At 35.0% G+C, this 20,399-nt stretch carries 19 protein-coding genes; 16 read left to right on the forward strand and 3 right to left on the reverse strand.

Translation table 11 applies throughout. The features are described 5' to 3' along the window. Positions 1–32: 32 nt before the first annotated feature. From VIG73_RS06800 to VIG73_RS06815, 4 genes are all read left to right on the forward strand, one after another. Positions 33–1,469: a hypothetical protein gene (locus VIG73_RS06800; RefSeq protein WP_331640290.1), complete on the forward strand. Its 1,437-nt coding sequence runs from the start codon at positions 33–35 to the stop codon at positions 1,467–1,469. Further along, positions 1,453–1,740 carry a hypothetical protein gene (locus VIG73_RS06805; protein WP_331640292.1) on the forward strand — a complete coding sequence of 96 codons (288 nt, stop codon included), beginning with the start codon at positions 1,453–1,455 and terminating at the stop codon, positions 1,738–1,740. Before VIG73_RS06800 ends, VIG73_RS06805 begins: the two co-directional genes overlap by 17 nt. A gap of 520 nt (positions 1,741–2,260) precedes the next feature. Continuing rightward, positions 2,261–2,521, forward strand: coding sequence for a hypothetical protein (locus VIG73_RS06810; protein WP_331640294.1), 261 nt, complete (start codon positions 2,261–2,263; stop codon positions 2,519–2,521). 275 nt (positions 2,522–2,796) lie between these two features. Continuing rightward, positions 2,797–3,474 carry a TraR/DksA C4-type zinc finger protein gene (locus tag VIG73_RS06815; protein WP_331640296.1) on the forward strand — a complete coding sequence of 226 codons (678 nt, stop codon included), beginning with the start codon at positions 2,797–2,799 and terminating at the stop codon, positions 3,472–3,474. Positions 3,475–3,523: 49 nt separating this feature from the next. On the opposite strand, the gene VIG73_RS06820 is transcribed toward VIG73_RS06815, so the two are convergent. Beyond that, positions 3,524–3,724, reverse strand: coding sequence for a hypothetical protein (locus tag VIG73_RS06820; RefSeq protein ID WP_331640298.1), 201 nt, complete (start codon positions 3,722–3,724; stop codon positions 3,524–3,526). Between the two features lie 134 nt (positions 3,725–3,858). On the opposite strand from VIG73_RS06820, the gene VIG73_RS06825 reads away from it, so the two are divergent. Genes VIG73_RS06825 through VIG73_RS06835 form a run of 3 tightly spaced genes read left to right on the forward strand, consistent with a single transcriptional unit; the run spans position 3,859 to position 7,152 of the window. Next, positions 3,859–5,127: an ABC transporter permease subunit gene (locus VIG73_RS06825; protein WP_331640300.1), complete on the forward strand. Its 1,269-nt coding sequence runs from the start codon at positions 3,859–3,861 to the stop codon at positions 5,125–5,127. A gap of 28 nt (positions 5,128–5,155) precedes the next feature. Beyond that, entirely contained in the window at positions 5,156–6,040 is an 885-nt protein-coding gene (locus VIG73_RS06830; protein ID WP_331640302.1) for an ABC transporter ATP-binding protein, read from the forward strand. Continuing rightward, on the forward strand, positions 6,037–7,152 hold the full coding sequence (locus tag VIG73_RS06835; RefSeq protein WP_331640304.1) for an ABC transporter permease subunit: 1,116 nt from the start codon (positions 6,037–6,039) through the stop codon (positions 7,150–7,152). The genes VIG73_RS06830 and VIG73_RS06835 overlap by 4 nt, the downstream gene beginning before the upstream one ends. A gap of 32 nt (positions 7,153–7,184) precedes the next feature. Here the strand turns inward: VIG73_RS06835 and VIG73_RS06840 are convergent, their stop codons facing one another. Further along, a complete protein-coding gene (locus VIG73_RS06840) occupies positions 7,185–8,558 on the reverse strand; it encodes a S1C family serine protease (RefSeq protein WP_331640306.1) in 1,374 nt (457 codons plus the stop codon). A gap of 206 nt (positions 8,559–8,764) precedes the next feature. Between VIG73_RS06840 and VIG73_RS06845 the strand changes: the two genes are divergently transcribed. The 9 genes from VIG73_RS06845 (at position 8,765) to arsC (ending at position 20,185) form a co-directional block, all read left to right on the forward strand. Beyond that, the gene (locus VIG73_RS06845) at positions 8,765–9,454 is read left to right on the forward strand and encodes a response regulator transcription factor (RefSeq protein ID WP_331640308.1); all 690 of its coding nucleotides are present in this window, start codon (positions 8,765–8,767) and stop codon (positions 9,452–9,454) included. Next, on the forward strand, positions 9,451–10,794 hold the full coding sequence (locus tag VIG73_RS06850; protein ID WP_331640310.1) for a HAMP domain-containing sensor histidine kinase: 1,344 nt from the start codon (positions 9,451–9,453) through the stop codon (positions 10,792–10,794). The genes VIG73_RS06845 and VIG73_RS06850 overlap by 4 nt, the downstream gene beginning before the upstream one ends. Positions 10,795–10,874: 80 nt before the next feature. Beyond that, a complete protein-coding gene (typA, locus tag VIG73_RS06855; protein WP_331640312.1) occupies positions 10,875–12,701 on the forward strand; it encodes a translational GTPase TypA in 1,827 nt (608 codons plus the stop codon). 205 nt (positions 12,702–12,906) lie between these two features. Beyond that, positions 12,907–14,826: a PTS system trehalose-specific EIIBC component gene (gene treP / locus VIG73_RS06860; protein WP_331640315.1), complete on the forward strand. Its 1,920-nt coding sequence runs from the start codon at positions 12,907–12,909 to the stop codon at positions 14,824–14,826. Between the two features lie 10 nt (positions 14,827–14,836). Beyond that, positions 14,837–16,492, forward strand: a complete 1,656-nt coding sequence (gene treC / locus VIG73_RS06865) for an alpha,alpha-phosphotrehalase (RefSeq protein ID WP_331640317.1) — start codon at positions 14,837–14,839, stop codon at positions 16,490–16,492. Between the two features lie 4 nt (positions 16,493–16,496). After that, positions 16,497–17,207 carry a trehalose operon repressor gene (treR, locus tag VIG73_RS06870; RefSeq protein ID WP_331640319.1) on the forward strand — a complete coding sequence of 237 codons (711 nt, stop codon included), beginning with the start codon at positions 16,497–16,499 and terminating at the stop codon, positions 17,205–17,207. An 891-nt stretch (positions 17,208–18,098) separates the two neighbouring features. After that, positions 18,099–18,431, forward strand: coding sequence for a metalloregulator ArsR/SmtB family transcription factor (locus VIG73_RS06875; protein ID WP_331640321.1), 333 nt, complete (start codon positions 18,099–18,101; stop codon positions 18,429–18,431). Between the two features lie 22 nt (positions 18,432–18,453). Continuing rightward, complete coding sequence (locus tag VIG73_RS06880; protein WP_331640323.1) at positions 18,454–19,752, forward strand: arsenic transporter; 1,299 nt, start codon at positions 18,454–18,456, stop codon at positions 19,750–19,752. Between the two features lie 13 nt (positions 19,753–19,765). Next, positions 19,766–20,185 carry an arsenate reductase (thioredoxin) gene (gene arsC, locus VIG73_RS06885; RefSeq protein ID WP_331640325.1) on the forward strand — a complete coding sequence of 140 codons (420 nt, stop codon included), beginning with the start codon at positions 19,766–19,768 and terminating at the stop codon, positions 20,183–20,185. Positions 20,186–20,203: 18 nt separating this feature from the next. On the opposite strand, the gene VIG73_RS06890 is transcribed toward arsC, so the two are convergent. Next, complete coding sequence (locus tag VIG73_RS06890; protein WP_331640327.1) at positions 20,204–20,395, reverse strand: hypothetical protein; 192 nt, start codon at positions 20,393–20,395, stop codon at positions 20,204–20,206. Positions 20,396–20,399 lie beyond the last annotated feature (4 nt).

Genomic DNA, 20,399 nt, shown 5'->3' on the forward strand with positions numbered 1-20,399 from the left:
TTGGCGAAATAAAATATAGGTAGTGGTTAAGAATGAGAAAAAGTCAAATAATGACCTTAGTCCGTTTGTACAACACCTTTTTTGTCCGGAGAATTTTAAACTTTGGAGTACTGAGTAATCCCATTATAAAGATATTACTTTTTATAGGTTTTATCATCATATTTTTATTTACATCTTTTTCAGTTTTTGCCTTTTTTTCGGAAACATTACATTCAGAGGAAATTGTATTGTTTTTATTAAATACATACTCTAGCACAATTGTCTTGTGGACTATCGTTGTAACAATATTTCTCAAATTTGTCTTTTCAAAAGTTGACAAATTTTTAATCCTAACAGTTAATTTTCCAATAAATAATAAAGAACGAAATTTTTCATTGTTTATTTTTGAAACGTTTATTTCTCTTTTAATTATTACTATATTAAGTTTTTCAGTTGTCACATCAATTATATGGATTCATAAACTAGCTTTTGTTGATGTGTTAGTTGTCAATATTTTGTATATAAGCACTCTATCCTATTTAATACTTCAAGTTATATCAAAGCTTATAGCTTCTGCGTGTTACTATTTAAAATTAACCAAGATTTTTCATATCATAAATATTTCAGTTCTAATAATTATTTTTTCAATATTTTTAAAAGAGGCACGTCAATTAGTAACTAACTTATCCAGTGATTTATTAAATAAAACTGAAAGTACAAGAGGTATTTTGGTATGGTTACAGAAATTTCACGCAGAATATGGATTTTTGAAAACTACATCACTTTACCTGTTTATTACTACTTTGTTAATTAGCGTTATTATTATTTTACCGGATAGATCCTATATGTTTCATAATAAACATCTATTAACTATTAACAAAGTAAAATCAATTAATCTCTTGAAAACATATATGTTAAGTTTTGTCAGAAACATAAATACAGTGCATACAATATCTTTTGTGTATTTAGCTTCATTTATTTTAATGATATTTCAATTAGATGAATATATTTTGTATCCAATCGTATTTCTGTCATTTAACAGTATTTACAGTTACATTCAATCACAAAATATTAGAGTAATTATGTATAACTTATCATATCAAGCTTGGCGAGATTATCTATATTTAATAGGATCACAAATGATAGCTCATTTCATTGTGACATTACCTTTACTTTTTCTAGGGATACTATCAATTCAAAATCATATTAACCTAATAGCACCTTATGGATTTTTAATATTGGGAACACTCATTCTTACAATGACAGGAATATTATTTCCTCCTTATAATGACAATCCATTTTCTGTAGTAACAAGTATGGTAGTAGTGATTATTCCGATATTGGTGATAGGAATTTCTCTTTCATTTTTAAACCTTGGATTGATTAAAAATGTAGCAATTATGATATTTTTTTATTTTGTTGTCGTTCAATTCAGTATACAGGGGCTACATAATCTGAAAAGGAGTGAAAGATATGAAGATCTTGGCTAATTTTATTAATAGTTTAGTGGCATCAATCATATCTACACTAATCATATTAACGGCAAGTTTTATGATTATGCTTTTTAGTAGTGGAAAGGAAGGGTATCGAACATCATATTTTGATAGCATTTATTTTAATAATGTGGCTGTATCTGAAGAAATTTTAGAGATGCAATTTGGTGTTGCAAAAGGCAGTCCTATTATCATGACAATAATTATTTTGTTTGTAGTATATTTTCTATTATTTTCTATAAAAAAGCGAGCAAAAGATAAAGCATGAATAAAACATTATTAATTAAAAATATTACATTTATCTATTTTTTCAATTTGATTTTGCGTTATTGTAAAAAAATAATCATTGGAATTTGTCTTATTACATTTATTCCATTATTTTTTGCTCCGACTTGGCTGATGATGAAATATATACTTCAATTTCATGCGATTTTGTGGTTAGGTCTTATTCTATCGTATGTTTTTCATGAATATTTACACATTGTTTTTTTAAGAAGAGTTAATAATTCCGGATATATTAATATTAATTTTTCATTGATAAGGATTTCACTATATCCCAAATTTAAATTAAGTTCGAGTGACATGTTCATCATAGCACTCATCCCAAATTTATGTTTATTAGTAATAGGCATATTAGTGATTATTTTTGCTCACTTAATGCAAATAACTTTCCTTATGTATGTTGGTTATATTTATATATTCCATATTATTAACATCATCCCACCATTAGGTGATGGAATGATGATAATAAAATCTATATTAATAAGACCTGAAAGGAGGTGAAAATAATGACTTTAGTTAATCGTTTTTCACTCATGTTTGCACTTATGTTAACATCATGGAAGGATCAGGTAATGGAATCATTTGAACAGCGAAAGGCACAATTTGATGCTTGGTTTGTTGTATTGCTAGCTGTTTTATTAACATTAGCATTTACTATTTTCGCTGGTTTAACCATCTGGTGTTTAGTTTATAAAGGTGGTCAATTTACTGGAAATTGGGAATGGCATAAGTTTGGAGTTAGTGTAAAAGCTGAATGTAAACTTTAAGTAAAAAAGAGATTGGAAGGAAACCCAGCTAAATAGAAAAGAGTTCAGTTAATATAACTGGGCTCTTTTTTTGATAAAATCGTTTCTATATTCAGGGTGCGTTTCCTTTTACTTCATATAGTTGCTTACCGCGGGCATCGAGTCGCTAAAAAGGAAATTAAATGATTTTACGTTCTATAATGGGAAGAAATAACAGAATGAACTGATCAGAATAACATAAAGTAACTTTACATCTACCTATTTGTTAAACCGTGTGTAAGGGAGGTAAAGTGACGATGTTATCAGATACGGAAAGGAATCATTTAAAAGCGACATTAGTTGAAAGACAAAATGAACTTATCCCACAAATTCAAGATCATTATGGTTTAGAAAATGCCCAAAGGCAAACAACCGGTGAATTGTCGAACTATGATAATCATCCAGGAGATTTAGGGACTGAAACATATGAGAGAGGTAAGGATTTAGCTCTTAATGAACATGCGGAAAGAGAATTAGAAGATATCAATCGTGCTCTCCATGCGATTGAAGAAGGATCATATGGAATTTGTGTTGAGTGTGGAGAGGATATTCCCTATGAGCGCTTAGAAGCTGTTCCGACGACGAATCGTTGTATCGAACACGCTTCAAACGCGCCTTATGAGAATGCCCGCCCCGTCGAAGAGCAAGTTTTTAGTCCGAATATTAATCCGGATAATACAACTCCAGAGAAACAAGTAGGCTATGATGCTGAAGATGCTTGGCAAGAAGTGAGTCAATATGGCACAAGTGAAACACCGTCTGATTTCTTTGGCGATCGAAAAGACTATAACGAGATGTACCCAAACAAGGACGATTTCGTAGGCTTTGTAGAGGGAATCGAAAACATGATGACTTCAACCGAAGACGGAGATATTCTAGGAACAGAACTCCCACAAAACAAACTGGAAAATTATGAGGTTATAGAAGAAGAATAAAAAAAGCAGGTGTCATCCCGATGATGATGCCTGTTTTTTATAGTGGATATTAATCAATATCCATTATTTTAAAAGCAAATGCATAAATGCCTTCAGCTACTATCTCTTCTCTCCATTTTAAATGAGCGATGTAATAATAGTTCCCATTTTCATGCGGTGCTGTATACGACTGACCCTCGAGTTCAACGGGTGTTTCGTTACCTTGAGAATCGACTTGGAAGACTTCAATCTGAGAATAAAAAGTTGGCATTATTATAGCATAGGGCAAATATTATTCAAATATTACTGATAAAACTAAAAAATCAGTAATAAATGAAGGGATAACTGAATTTATGTCGAATAATATATATAACACCCAAGTACATGAAAACTGGAGGTGATTGTTTGCGTTATTTAATAACATTCGAAATGAAAAAGATAGGTAAATCGGTTTTCTTCCCCGTTATGTTAGGCTGTATTTTTTTAATGATTGTTTTTTATTTCATTTTTGTTTATACAAACACAGAAAGAAAAGAAAATATATTAGAAAATGAGAAAATTAGTTTACATAGTTATGAAAAGGAGTTTTTAGAATTAGAAGAAGTTCTTGCTTCAGGAGAAAAGGATTTTTTTGATCCAGAATTTAAATCAGAATATGACGGCGTTAAGCATTTTTTCGAAGAGAAACAAGCGATCGTTACAGCACTTGAAAATAATGATTGGCAAAGTTATCTACAAGTAGAAAATGATAAACTTATCGATGAACCTTACTATCAGGAATACCTTGAAAAGGGACGAATATTGTACTCTACTACATATTCGACTGATTTTAATATGATTACATATATCGAGCGAAATAAATGGCTATACGACCATCAGATTGCCCCGGTTTTACCTCTTACGTTATTCGCTTGGCTAACGGCATATGATGTGAATTTTTCGGATGACTTATTAGAAGAATTGGTTAAAAAGCTTGCGGTTGTTTATTCTTCCACAGGCTATTATTTTTTATATCATTTATTTTCCTATTTATTCTCTATCATCGGCATCGCTGTTTTTATTCTATTATTCGGTCAAGTTGTAACAAGAGAAGGGTACGGCAGTAATGGAACGCTTCATTTACTTTGGACACAACCGATTCAACGGCGACACATTTTAATTAGCAAATTTATCGCAATATTATTCGTTAGCGTAGTGATTATTTTATGTATCACATTGTTTTCGTTTTTATTAGGAACGATTTTTGACCGCATGGGTGAATGGAACTATCCTATTTTAATTTATGGTGAGGAAGTTACCTTTTCTTTTATGAAATTGGCGCCGTTTTTAATGAAAAGTCTAGGATTGTTTTTCATCTTACTCATTTTTAGTTATACGCTCCATTTTCTCTTTTCTTTAATAACAAAGCGAGCGCTTATTTCGGTTGTTTTAACCATTTCAGTCATTGGTTTAGGAAGTTATTTTAGAGAGAGTTTATTATCTTTCCCGTTTTCACAGTATCTACCTTTTCATTATGTTGATATTTTTAGCATTGTAACGAATGAGTATGCAGTAGTCGTTAATGATTTTCGCTTTACTTATTTAAACGGGATTCTTTCGTTCGTCGTTTCGATTTTAATTGTCGTTGTTTTTATATATTTCGTGTTATTATTTCAACAAAAACACGTTAGATAATTTTATAAAGAAAAAGAGGTGAAGATGAGTGATTGTGGAAATTAATCAATTAGTCAAGCGATATAAATCACAATTAGTATTAAATGATATTCATATTTCGATTGAAAAACCAAATATTATCGCTCTTGTTGGACCGAATGGTGCAGGGAAGACCACTTTATTAAATTGCATGACTAATATAATTCCGTTTCAAGAAGGAGAAATAAAACTACTAGGTAAATCACATAATGATTCTTCGTTATTCTATGATGTGTCCTATTTACAGGACAATCGTATTCTTTATGGTGATTTATCTGGGTATGATCATTTGAAGTTCATATGCCAAGTGCAACAGATTCCCATGTCAAAGATAAACGAAGTGACTAATTGGGTAGGCATGACGGATTATATGAATAAAAGGGTTAGAAGTTACTCCCTAGGTATGAAGCAACATCTCTTATTAGCGATGGCAATAATTAATGAACCGAAATTACTCTTGATGGATGAACCTTTAAACGGGCTAGATCCGACAAGTGCGATTAATATGAGAAATATTTTATTGGAATTGTATGATCGGGGAACGACCATTATTGTCTCCTCCCATAATCTCGCCGAAATTGATCGCCTGACAGATACAATTTATTTTATGAAAGATGGCTCTTTATTAAAAGAGTCTTTAAAAGATTTATCGACAAATCAATATCGTATGACGATTAGCGATGCCGATCAAGCGCTGTCTGCTTTACAAGGTGCGAATATGCCATTTACAGTAAATGCACGAGATGAGCTTGAATTTAATGAAACAGATATTACCTTGCAAGCGATGATTCATTTTATCAATGAAAAAGGGATAACGATTCTTGATATTGATAAGGAAAAGGTAGGCGCAGAAAAACGTTATCGAGAATTATTTGAAAAGGAATCATCGTTATGAAGCTAATTAGGTTTGAATTACGTAAATTAATTTATAGCAAAAAGTTCCTTTATTTACTTGCCTTTATTATAATTGGAATCGTCGGCTTGTTCGTTCGTAATGTCCTTTTTCAGGAGAAAGTGATTAAAGAAGAAAAAGAGCAAATAAACAGTTACCAGAGGCAAAGCTACTGGCTAGAAGATTCATATGAACAGCAATTAATCCGTAAACCAAATGATGAAGAAGCTAAGGAAAGGCTTCAGCTTATGCAGCATATTTCTGAGGCGCTTAGACATAAAGCTGAGTTAATAGGATCTCCGTCAGATTGGCGAGAATTTCTTGAGTGGGATAATACGTTTATGACATATGTATTAGCCTATTTAGACCGTGAAGGCGAATTTGGCATAAATAAACGTGACATCACACACAAGCAAGCAATTAATAATCGCTTATTAGAAGATAATATCTCACCAGAACATCGCTATAGTATTAGTATGCCTTTATTTTTAAAGCAAATGGTTGATTTATTTATTAACCTAGGTGGTCTCATTATTTTACTCGTATTAGTCGGTGATATTTTAGTTTATGAATTTGAAAATGAATCAATAAAGTTATTATATACGCAGCCATTAAAGCGAACGGGGATATTCGTTAGTAAATTTGTTACAGTTTGTATTGTTTACTTTATAATTATAGGTCTCTTATTTGGGCTCGCTTCTATGCTCAGTTATACATTTGGCGAGAAGGGGACATTTCAGTATCCAATTCTGATTGAAAAGCATCAGCAGCTTGATTTTATAACGGTTTTTGAGTATATTTTTCAAGCAATGGTTACAACAACAGTCACATTATTTCTGATGGTGTCGCTATCTTTACTGTATAGTATATTATTTAAACAAACCTTATTTATGCTCTTTAGTGTTGTACTCACCTTATTTGGTGGATTCGCTCTATTTTCAATTATCCCTTGGTCATTTATGAGTTGGGTTAATCCATTTCAATATCTTTTAGGTGAAGAACGTATTATTAAGCAAATCTTCCAATCATGGTATGACGGTATTCCAATTATCATTGCTTTAACGATATTATTAGTCATCATAACATGGAGAAGAATAAAAACGAGTTATATATAGGAAAGCACCCCATAAATTTGGGGTGCTTTTTATTATAAGCTTCTTTCTGTTAGTTTTAATTCGACTTCTTGTTTTTTACCATCACGATAAAATTCAATATTTACTTTTTCATTCACTTTTGCTTCAGTATAAAGAAATTTCCTGAGTTCTAAAATTGATGTTACTTTTTGACCATCGATTTTTGTAATGATATCAAATTGTTTTAAACCAGCTTTATCAGCAGGAGACCCCATTTCGACGTTGGCAATGACCATGCCGCCCTCGATGTTTTTCGGCAAGACGATTTGGTCTCTATATTGTGGTGGAACATCACTTAATGGGGCAGAACTGATTCCGATAAATGGCCGGACAACTTCGCCATTTGTTTCAAGTTGTTCCATAATCGGTAATGCAGCATTGATTGGAATCGCGAGTCCAATCCCTTCGACAGCATGTCTGGCTACTTTCATCGAATTAATGCCAATGACATCACCATCTTTATCAACTAATGCACCTCCACTATTTCCAGGATTAATCGCGGCATCTGTTTGAATAACTTCTGTAATCCAGTCCGGTTGGCCATCTCCATTCGTATCAACACTAATGGAGCGATTAAGCCCACTGATAATTCCTTTTGTAAGTGAGTTAGCAAATTCAATGCCAAGCGGGTTTCCAATGGCAAAGACCGTTTCGCCGACCTTTAGTTTTTCTGAATCACCGAGCTTAGCAACTGTTTTAACATGTTTACCATCTACTTTTAAAACGGCTAAGTCTGTTAATTTATCTGTTCCAAGTACTTTTGCCTCTGCACGTTTGTCATCATTGAACACAATTTCAACTTCTTGGGCATCTTGGACGACATGTTCATTTGTAACAATATAGGCGTAACCATCTTCCTTTTTGTAAACAATTCCCGAACCTGATCCGACTTCTTCACTCGGTTCCCAAATGCTTCGCTGTTGTAAATTAAGAACCCCAACAACGGCATCGGATACCTCAGAAATATCAGTGGACATGTCAGCATCATCACTAGCAATGTTTGAAACAACTTCTTGACTGTAATCTTCTTTTGCTTGTGTTTGTTGTGGTTGTTCATTGTCTGTAACAGGAAGAGGTATGACATTGTTCATGATTAACATAATGGCTACAATCACAGGAACAAGTCCACCAATCATCCCACTAAAGAAAGCACCTATATTAAAACGAGGCGACTTTTTTGCACTTCTTTGTTCGAATTGACGTGAATATTGTTGGTCGTCATGTCCTTCACTTGAAGCCGATGTTAATTCTTGATTTGATTCTGTATGTTGTTCTTCTTGTTTTAGTCTATACGAATCCGTATCGGCCATGTCATGTTTGATTTCTGCTTTATTTTTATCGTGATGGTTTAATTCGGATTGTTCTTGTTTCAAATCATCTTGTTTCATGAAAAAGCCTCCTTCTTATTAAATCTGATTAAGATCTATCTTCTATTATTATCTCTTATATATTTAATTTACATCAAGAAGTTTGTGTCCGTTTGGTATAATTGTGGAATAAGTATGGAAATGTGGGTCGTAACTAATGTGAAACAGTGTTATTTCCATTTTAATTATGGGAAAATAGAAGTAAAGAACGAATGGAGGGTTACTATATGAAACATATCGGTATAGTAGAAGATGATCCGAATATCCAAAACATCGTAGCCGCTTTTTTAAGAAAGGCAGGCTATCATGTGACGTTATTGGACTCTGCAGAGGCAGGTTGGGAGTTGTGGAAAAGAAATCCTCCAGATATGTGGATTTTGGATATTATGTTACCTGGGATGGATGGGTATGAATTTTGTAAACGAATCCGCAATGAAAGTAATGTCCCCATCATTATTATCTCGGCAAAAGATGAAGAAATTGATAAAATACTCGGTTTGGAATTAGGCGGAGACGATTATTTAACGAAACCGTTTAGCCCTCGTGAACTTGTTGCGCGTGTTAAGCGTTTATTCAAACGCCTCGATTCAACCGTTGAACATAAGCAGATTGATGATCATCGTATTAAAGTAGGTGATTTACTTATTTATGAACATGATCGACGGATTTTCTGGGAAGGAAAAGAACGAGAAGTAACGACGAAGGAATTTGACCTGTTGCTATTATTATCTCAAAACGTCAACCGTGCTTTCTCGCGCGAAGAATTGCTTATTAAAGTATGGGGTGAAGACTACTTTGGCAGTGACCGTGCTGTTGATGATTTAGTAAAACGTATTCGTAAAAAATTAAATCATATACCATTAGAGACGGTATGGGGCTATGGTTATCGGCTGAGAGATAAAGAGGAATCGAAATGAAACTTCAAGATCAATTAAATACAGCTTTTACGATGTTATTAATTATTATGATGACGATTACGGGATTCGTTATTTATTCGCTCATTATGGATTTATTGATTTCAAATGAACAACGACAACTTGAACAAAAAGGGCAAATTATTGTTAAAGTCTTGTCAGAACGCTATCAAACCCAAAAAGATATCGAGCAGTTTAATACGTTTTTGAAACAACAAGATTTGCAGATGTTTTTATATGATCGCGAATCAGATCGGGTACTTTATTCGACGATGCCAGATCAAGTCGTTAAGGGATTTATTAAATCGAATGATTTTTCTAATATGCATGTGAAGTTAATGAGTTTTGGAAACGATAAATATGTGCAGTCACGAATTCTTTTTTACCCACGAACGTCAGGATTAGAACTGATTTTATTAACACCTCTCCATGATTTGAAGATTGTTCAGCATGACTTTTTTACTCGGCTTTTACTCGTGTTTTTGATCGGTGCGATTGTAGCTGTTATATTGAGCTATTTCTTAACGAAAAAAATGGTCACACCGTTAACTCACTTAAAGCATCAAGTGAAAAAGATTGAACAGCGTAAATTTAATGAGATACAACCGATACAAGCGACCGGTGAAATTCATGAAGTTGCAGAAGGTTTCTATGATATGGCGAATGAATTAGAACGCTATATCAATTCACAGCAAACCTTCTTTCAAAATGCAAGCCATGAACTTAAAACCCCATTAATGACGATTCAAGGCTATGCAGAAGGGATCAAAGAAGGGGTGTTTGATCAAGCAGAAATCGAAAAAGGTTTGAAAGTCATGGTTGTTGAAGTAAAACGTTTGAAAAAAATTATTAATGAAATGACCATTTTAGCGAAGTTGGAAAGTGAAAAAACGGTCTATCAAGAAGAACCTGTCAATATGGCAGAGCTCGTTGAACAAGTGATTGATCGCGTCATCCCTCTCGCCAATGATAAAGATATTACATTGGATTATGCCGTAACGAAAGGATTGACTGTTAAAGCAGATCAAGAAAAATTATTAAGAGCAATGCTAAATATAACGATAAATGGTGTACGTCATGCGCGTGATGTTGTGCGCATTCGATTAATGAAACAGGACAAACGCGTTGTCATCACTATTGAAGACGATGGACAGGGAATTTCGGATGAACTCAAACCGCATATATTCCAACGATTTGTAAAAGGTAAACATGGGGAAACGGGTTTAGGACTCGCTATTTCGCGAGCGATAATTGAGCGTTCGGATGGCAAGATTGAAGTTGCTGATTCTGATTTAGGTGGAGCGTTGTTTAAGGTGACCTTTCATCAAGTGATAAAAAAATAATTTTTTCATAGACAGTTATTTTAGGATAAAGTAAGATGTGCTATACTAGTTAAGTTGTTATATAGAGAGGAGCGTTGCCCGTGCAACGAAGAGAAGATATACGAAATATTGCGATTATCGCACACGTTGATCATGGAAAAACAACGTTAGTAGACCAATTATTAAAATACTCGGGAACATTCCATGAGCATGAGCAAGTTGATGATCGGGTCATGGATTCCGATGATATCGAAAGAGAACGTGGGATTACTATATTAGCTAAAAATACGGCTGTGAAATATAAAGATACGACGATTAATATTCTAGATACACCAGGACATGCTGATTTCGGTGGCGAGGTGGAACGTATTTTAAGAATGGTTGACGGTGTCGTTCTTGTTGTCGATGCTTATGAAGGCACGATGCCTCAAACACGTTTTGTCTTAATGAAAGCACTCGAACAAAAATTGACACCCATTGTTGTATTAAACAAAATTGATCGTCCGAATGCACGTCCCGAAGAGGTCATTGATCAAGTGTTAGATTTATTTATTGATCTCGGTGCTGATGATGAACAAGTCGAGTTTCCAGTTGTTTACGCTTCTGCATTGAATGGTACATCAGGTTTGGAACCAGATGAGCAGGCAAATACGATGGATCCAGTGTTTAAGACCATTTTAGAACATATTCCATCCCCGGAAGAAAAAAGTGAAGAACCTCTTCAATTCCAGGTGTCATTACTTGATTACAATGACTATGTTGGCAGAATCGGAGTCGGTCGAGTCTTTCGTGGGAAAATTCGTGTCGGTGAACAAGTCGTTGTCATGAAAAATGACGGTTCGACAAAATCCTTCCGCGTTACCAAACTGTTCGGGTTTATTGGTTTGAAGCGGATTGAAATTGAAGAGGCACAGGCGGGAGACATTGTTGCATTGTCCGGTATGGAAGATTTAAATGTCGGTGAAACAGTTTGTCCGCCAGATCATTTAGAAGCCTTACCAGAAGTGCGTATTGATGAACCGACATTACAGATGACCTTTGTCGTAAATAACAGTCCATTTGCAGGAAAAGAAGGTAAATATATTACTTCACGTCAAATTAAAGACCGTCTGATGAAACAATTAGAAACAGATGTGAGTCTCCGTGTTGAACCGACAGAATCTCCAGATGCATGGATTGTATCAGGGCGTGGGGAATTACATTTATCGATATTAATTGAAAATATGCGCCGTGAAGGCTATGAGCTACAATTATCTAAGCCGAAAGTTATTATTAAAGAAATTGACGGTATCAAATGTGAGCCCGTTGAGCGCGTACAAATTGATGTACCAGAACAATATACAGGAGCCGTTATGGAAGCGCTCGGTTCAAGAAAAGGCGAAATGCTTGATATGATTAATTATGGCAATGGTCAAGTGCGCCTCGAATTCAAAGTACCATCCCGTGGTTTAATCGGTTATGCAATGGAATTTATGACACAAACACATGGTTATGGTATTTTTAATCATACATTTGATTCATACCAACCTATTACGCCAGGGCAGCTCGGTGGCCGCCGTGAAGGTGCTTTAGTTGCCCTTGAAAATGGAAAAGCTTCAACTTATGGGATTATGCAATTAGAAGATCGCGGTGTCATCTTCATTGAACCAGGTACAGAAGTATATGCGGGGATGATAGTCGGAGAACATAACCGTGAAAATGATCTAACGGTTAATATTACAAAAGAAAAGCATCTAACGAATATGCGTTCTGCTAATAAAGACCAAACGGTTACCATTCGAAAAACACGTGATATGTCTTTAGAGGAAGCTTTACAATATTTGAATGATGATGAGTATTGTGAAGTAACACCAGAATCAATTCGTTTACGAAAGAAAATTTTAAATAAATCAGAACGTGAAAAAGCAGCAAAACGAAATAAAAATTAATGAATAGATAAAATCGGTATGTCCTTTTACTTTCAGACATATCGATTTTTTTATGTGATATCGTGAATTTTGGGTAACATAATTTAAAGCGTTCTTATAAAAGATGGTGGCTTCTATAATATTGTTGCCAAACATGTATATACAGGTTAAAATTGAAGTAGGAGATGTCTATACAAGTTAATATATTATATGGGAGGTACTTGACATGGCTAAAAAACAAAATGTGGATAGCCAATACGTTATTTATGCGCCTTTGAATGGAACGGTTAAACAACTGGAAACGGTTCCGGATCCAACGTTTTCAGAAAAAATGGTTGGGGATGGGATAGCGATTATACCAGAAGATGGTGAAGTTGTTGCGCCATTTACGGGTGAAGTGGTTTCCGTTTTCCCTACAAAACATGCCATCGGTTTAAAAAATGATGCCGGTGTAGAAGTTCTTATTCACATTGGTTTGGAAACAGTCGGTTTAAAAGGAGAAGGCTTTCAGGCTCATGTCGAACAAGGGGATAAAGTGGAACTCGGTCAACGCCTCATCACATTTGATCTGGAAACAATTAAACAGAAAGCAAAACATATCATTACCCCGATTATTGTAACGAACAGTAAAGCGTTTTCTGGTTTAGAAAAAATTGCAGAACAAAAAGTTGTTAGAGGAGAGACACCTGTTTTATCTATCTTAAAACAAGATAATTCTCAATCGTCTATAACAGATGATTCATATCAACAAGAAGCAAAAGATATTGTTGCAGCAATTGGTGGTAAAGAAAACATTGAAAAAATGACGCATTGTGTGACAAGATTACGATTTGCTTTAAAAGATGATGCTAAAATTAATCAAGCCCAACTAGACCGTCTAGATGTTGTTAAAGGCTCCTTTTTAGCAGGTGGTCAGTTCCAAGTTATTATTGGTCAAGGAACGGTTGACAAAGTATACCAAGCGATGGTTAAAGAGACAGGTATTACGGAAGAAGCAACAAAAGATGATGTAAAGCAAGCATCAAGCAACAAACAAAATATATTACAACGCGGCATTAAAACGTTAGCTGATATTTTTATTCCGATTTTACCTGCGATTGTAACGGCCGGTTTATTGATGGGGATTAATAATATACTAGCGAATCCGGATATTTTTTATGAGGGAAAATCATTTATTGAAGTTCATGAAAGCTGGGCCGGATTAGCCGATATGATTAATATTATTGCTAATACGGCATTCGTGTTTTTGCCGGGTCTAATTGGTTGGTCAGCGGTTAAACGTTTCGGTGGTAACCCATTATTAGGAATTGTATTAGGACTCATGCTCGTTCATCCTGATTTGTTAAATGCTTGGGCTTATGGTGAAGCTCTCGAAAAAGGTGCCATTCCTACATGGAATTTATTTGGCTTAGAAGTGGATAAAATTGGTTATCAAGGTCAAGTTCTTCCTGTTTTATTTGCATCTTGGATTTTAGCGAAAATAGAAATCTTTTTAAAGCGTCGTGTGGCTGACTCGATTCAATTATTGGTTGTTGCACCAGTTTCTCTCTTAATCACAGGTTTTTTAACATTTATTATCATTGGTCCTGTAACATTTGCAATTGGAAACTGGATTACAGATAGTTTAGTGATGATTTTTGATAATTTTGCTGTATTAGGTGGTTTAATTTATGGGGCAATTTATGCACCATTAGTTATTACAGGGATGCATCATACATTCTTAGCAGTTGACTTACAATTAATAGGGACAATCGGAGCAACGTTCTTATGGCCGATTTTAGCTCTATCGAATATTGCCCAAGGTTCTGCTACACTGGCGATGATGTTTGTTACGAAAGATGAAAAATTAAAAGGACTCTCATTAACATCATGGATTTCTGCTTGGCTCGGTATTACAGAACCAGCTATGTTCGGAGTGAACTTACGTTTCAGATATCCATTTATTGCAGCTATAACAGGGGCTTCCATTGCAGGAGCATTCATTATGGGTATGCATGTTAAGGCGGCATCTGTCGGTGTTGGTGGTGTACCGGGGATATTATCTATTATACCAGGTGGCTGGACTGCCTTTTTAATTGGTATGGCCATCGTCATTATATTCCCATTTGTAGTAACGTTAATCATTGGTTTAAGAAAGCGGGGGTGAGGTAAAAAAGATGACTGAAGATTGGTGGAAACAAGCAGTTGTATATCAAATTTATCCTAAAAGTTTTAACGATACGACTGGTAATGGTACAGGTGATTTGCAAGGGATTATTGAAAAACTCGATTATTTACATGAATTAGGAATTGATGTCATTTGGTTAACACCGGTTTATGAATCGCCACAACGCGATAATGGTTATGATATTAGTAATTATTATGCCATTGACAAACGTTATGGCACGATGGAAGATTTTGAACGATTATTAACAGAAGTTCACAAACGTGATATGCGTTTAATAATGGATCTCGTCGTCAATCATACATCGACTGAACATGAATGGTTCAAACAAGCGGCATCATCGAAGGAAAATCCTTTTCGAGACTTTTATATTTGGAAAGATGCCAAGGATGGAGGACCACCGAATAATTGGCAATCGAAGTTCGGTGGTTCAGCGTGGCAATGGGATGAAAGAACAGAGCAGTATTATTTACATCTGTTTGATCAAACACAGGCCGACTTAAATTGGGAAAATCCTGTTTTACGAGAAAAAGTTTTTGATATGATGCGTTTCTGGGCTGAAAAGGGAATCGATGGCTTTCGTCTAGATGTGATTAATTTAATTTCAAAAGACCAGAGCTTTCCCGATGATTCAGACGGTGATGGTCGCAAGTTTTATACTGATGGGCCGAAAATTCACGAGTATCTACATGAGATGAATCAAAAGGTGTTAACACCTTATAATCTGCTTACTGTTGGCGAAATGTCGTCTACCTCTTTGAATCATTGTATCCAGTATACGAATCCTGACAACGAGGAATTGAATATGGTATTTCAGTTTCATCATTTAAAAGTTGATTACCCTAACGGGGAGAAGTGGACGAAAGCAGACTTTGATTTCCTCGAGCTAAAAAATATCTTATCTGAATGGCAAGTCGGTATGCATAATGGAAATGGTTGGAATGCCCTATTTTGGTGCAATCATGATCAACCACGTGTTGTTTCTCGTTTCGGTGATGACCGCACGTATTGGAAAGAATCAGCGAAAATGTTGGCTACGACTTTGCATATGATGCAAGGTACCCCGTATATATACCAAGGGGAAGAAATTGGGATGACCAATCCTAATTTTGACCAAATTGATCAATATCGTGATGTCGAATCGATTAATGCTTATAAGATGTTACAGGATAAAGGTATTTCTGCAGAGGAAACGATGGCAATTTTACAACAGAAGTCACGTGATAATGCACGAACACCAATGCAGTGGGATAATCGTCAGCATGCTGGATTTACGGATGGTACTCCATGGATTGATGTTGCCAATAATTATCAAATAGTTAATGTAGTGGAACAATTAAATGATGATGAATCGATTTTTTATCATTATAAATCATTGATTGAATTAAGAAAGACGTATGGTATAGTAGTACACGGAGACTTCCAATTGTTATTACGTGATGATCCACATGTGTTTGCATATGTAAGAAGATATCAGGGTGAGACATTACTTGTTGTTAGTCATTTTTATAATCGAGAGACACATGTATCTTTAGATATACCCCATGAACGAATGGATATCTTGTTATCTAATTATGAGGGATCATCTACAAATATTAACAATTTAGTGCTAAGACCTTATGAATCAATTATTTATTTAATGAGGTAATTTCATGCAAAAGAAATATCTTGCCATCTATCAAGATTTGTTAAAAAGAATAAAAGAACATCATTGGAGGGAGCAAGAGATGCTCCCTTCTGAAAATGAGCTATCCACGATGTATGACGCCTCGCGCGAAACAATCCGAAAAACATTAGATATTCTTGTCCGAGAAGGTTATATCCAAAAGGTGCGCGGTAAGGGTTCTGTTATTATCAATCGCCATATGCATCATTTTCCAGTTTCGGGTATTCAAAGTTTTAAAGAATTATCTCAGAAACTAAATTTAGACGCGAAAACATATGTTCATCAGCTTGTTCTTAAAAAGCCAAGAGACGAGATTCAGGATCAATTAAATTTATCTAAAGATGAACGTGTCTGGAGTGTCGCCCGTATTCGTGAAATAGATGATGAAAAGGTTATTTTAGATAAGGATTATTTCGTCAAGGCGTATGTTCCGGAACTGACAGTAGATGTTTGTGAGAATTCTATTTATGAATATTTAGAAGGATCGCTCGGTCTGGAGATTAGTTTTGCAGAAAAAGAGATCACAGTAGAAGAACCGACAGATGAAGACTACAGGTTACTTGACATGGAGGGTTTTACAAATATTGTTATTATTAAAAGTCGTGTTTATTTAAAGGATGCGAGTTTATTTCAATATACCGTTTCACGTCACCGACCAGATAAATTTAAGTTTGTCGATTTTGCTAGACGATCATAGGAAATGATCATAAACTTAGTTTGGGTTTGACCACTTCCTATGGTTAGTCTTGCCTAAGATAATTTTTGTCGTTTATATCTAAGGTTCAACATGTACTCTCACAGTGAAAGTACGCAATGAGACACCGCATTGATCCTTCAATGCATCCACTCGTGGCGAAAACTTCAAATGAGACACCGCATTGATGCTTCAATACAGCCTCTCATGGCGAAAACTTCAAATGAGACATCGCATTGATGCTTCAATACAGCCTCTCGTGGCGAAAACTTCAAATGAGACATCGCATTGATGCTTCAATACAGCCTCTCGTGGCGAAAACTTCAAATGAGACACCGCATTGATGCTTCAATACAGCCTCTCGTGGCGAAAAACCCAAGTGAGACATTGCATTGAGCCTTCAATGCATCCTCTCGAGACAAAAAATTCAAATGAGACACCGCATTGAGGCTTCAATGCATTCACTCGAGACGAAAAATCCGAATGAGACATCGCATTGATCCTTCAATGCGTCCTCTCGAGACGGAAAATCCAAGTGAGACACCGCATTGAGTCATCAATGTGTCCTCTCACAGAGGAAAATTCTAACAACACAATGTATTGAAGCTCAAGCACGCTCCAATCATCTGAACAGCTTTTTTAAAAAAATACGCAGATCGGAACTAGCGGGAAAACTGGATAAGTTTCTCCCGCTTATTTCGTTTAGAATGCTATTCAGGCATATCTCAAAAAATTATTAAGACCGACGTAAAATCAGTTTTATAAATATTCCTTGTATATCAAGCGGCTTCGTTAATGACTACTTGTTGTTCTATTTTCTTGTTTATTAGGTCATTTCAATTTATAATATCATCATATAATTATTTGATTATATGAAAAAGGAGATGTACATAATTGGCTACGAAAGTAATGGATATTGATACGATTGTACCTGTTTTGAAATTACTTGGAGATAAAACGCGATTAATGATCTTAAAGCTTATTCAACAGAAAGAATGTTGTGTTTGTGAACTTGTCTCTGTATTAAATATGTCTCAGCCCGCTATTAGTCAGCATCTTAGAAGATTACGTGATGCAAATTTAGTTAATGAAGAGCGTCGTGGAAAATGGGTGTATTATGAATTAAATAAAGAATCGAATGAGTATCCCTTTATCGATCAAATTCTTAAGCAAATTCCAGTTCCATATGAATTATTAAAGAAAATAGACAATATTACAATTTGTTAATGTAAATGATGGAGGATTGTATATGGATATAGCAACAATCATGGCAATTATTATATTTTTTATTACACTTATACTCGTTATTTGGCAACCCAAAAATCTTGGAATTGGTTATATAGCGATTGGGGGAGCTATTTTAGCTCTATTATTTGGTGTCGTAACATTGGCAGATGTAAAAGACGTTACAAATATTGTATGGAACGCAACATTAGCGTTTGTGGCAATTATTATCATTTCCCTCGTACTAGATGAAATTGGCTTTTTTGAATGGGCTGCCTTACATATGGCTCGTCTAGCAAATGGCAGTGGTGTAAAAATGTTTATTTACATCTCCATTTTAGGAGCTCTAGTAGCGGCTTTATTTGCTAATGATGGTGCAGCACTCATTTTAACTCCGATTGTATTAGCAATGGTTCGAGCTCTACGATTTAAGGACGTATTCATCTTGCCGTTTATTATGGCGAGTGGATTTATTGCTGATACGACATCGCTTCCTTTTATCGTTAGTAACTTAGTAAACATTGTTTCTGCTGACTTCTTTTCGATTGGATTTGTTGAATATGCGTCTAGAATGATTATTCCTAATCTATTCTCTTTAATTGCTAGTATTGTGGTCCTTTATTTGTTTTTCCGAAAAGATATTCCAAAAACCTATGATGTCAATGAATTAGCAATGCCACATACTGCGATTAAAGATAAACGGATGTTTCAGTTATCCTGGGTCATTTTATTATTATTGTTAATGGGTTATTTTACGAGTGAATTTTTGGGAATCCCGGTATCATTTATTGCAGGGGCGATTGCTATTTTATTTTTATTATTAGGGAGAAATAGTAAGACAGTAGAACCTGTTCTTATTATAAAGAATGCACCATGGAATATCGTTTTCTTTTCCATTGGGATGTATGTTGTCGTATACGGATTACGAAATGTTGGATTGACAGCCGTTTTAGCTGATGTCATTCAATTAACAATCGATCAAGGTATGTTTATAGCAACAATTGCCATGGGATTTATCGCTGCCATCTTGTCATCGGTTATGAATAATATGCCGACTGTTATGATTGATGCGCTTGCCATTGCTGAGACGAATGCATCTGGAGTTATGAAAGAAGCACTCATTTATGCGAATGTGATTGGCAGTGATTTAGGACCGAAGATAACTCCTATCGGTTCACTCGCTACATTATTATGGTTACATGTTTTAAAAACGAAAGATGTTCATATTTCGTGGGGATATTACTTTAAAGTAGGGATTATCTTAACGATTCCAACTCTTTTCATTACGTTAGTCGGCCTTTATATCACGTTAGTTATTTTGTAAAAGGAGGGGCATAATGGATAAACAAATTTTATATTTTCTTTGTACTGGTAATTCTTGTCGTAGTCAAATGGCAGAAGGATTTGGAAAGAAATATTTAAGTGAAGAATGGGATGTTAGAAGTGCTGGCATTGAGGCGCATGGTTTAAATCCTTTAGCAGTAAAGGCAATGCAAGAAGTAGGTATTGATATTTCGAAACAAAAATCATCTGTTATCGATGAGGCCGTTTTAAATCATGCTACACTTGTGATTACTTTATGTGGCGATGCATTGGAGAGTTGCCCTGTAACATCACCACATGTGAAGAAAATTCACTGGGGTTTTCCTGATCCAGCAAAAGCAACTGGAACAGAAGCTGAAAAGTGGCGTGTTTTTCAAGAGGTAAGGGATGCCATAGAAGAACGCATCAAAACATTCAAAGAAATAGGAGAATAAAAAAAGAAGTGGGGTATATTATTCCCCACTTTTTGTATTGTCTTGTTTCTTCTGACTTGGAATATACTTGGTATAGTAAGCAGCCAATGATAACGTAATCGCAGCTAATCCCCATTTGACAATACCACTCCAGGCATAGTCTAATTTCGTTCCAACTACCAAAATAATCGCTGTTAATAATATGAATACACCGGACATATGTCGTTTCATTCGA

Source organism: Cerasibacillus sp., assembly GCF_036516575.1.
Lineage (GTDB): Bacteria > Bacillota > Bacilli > Bacillales > Amphibacillaceae > Cerasibacillus.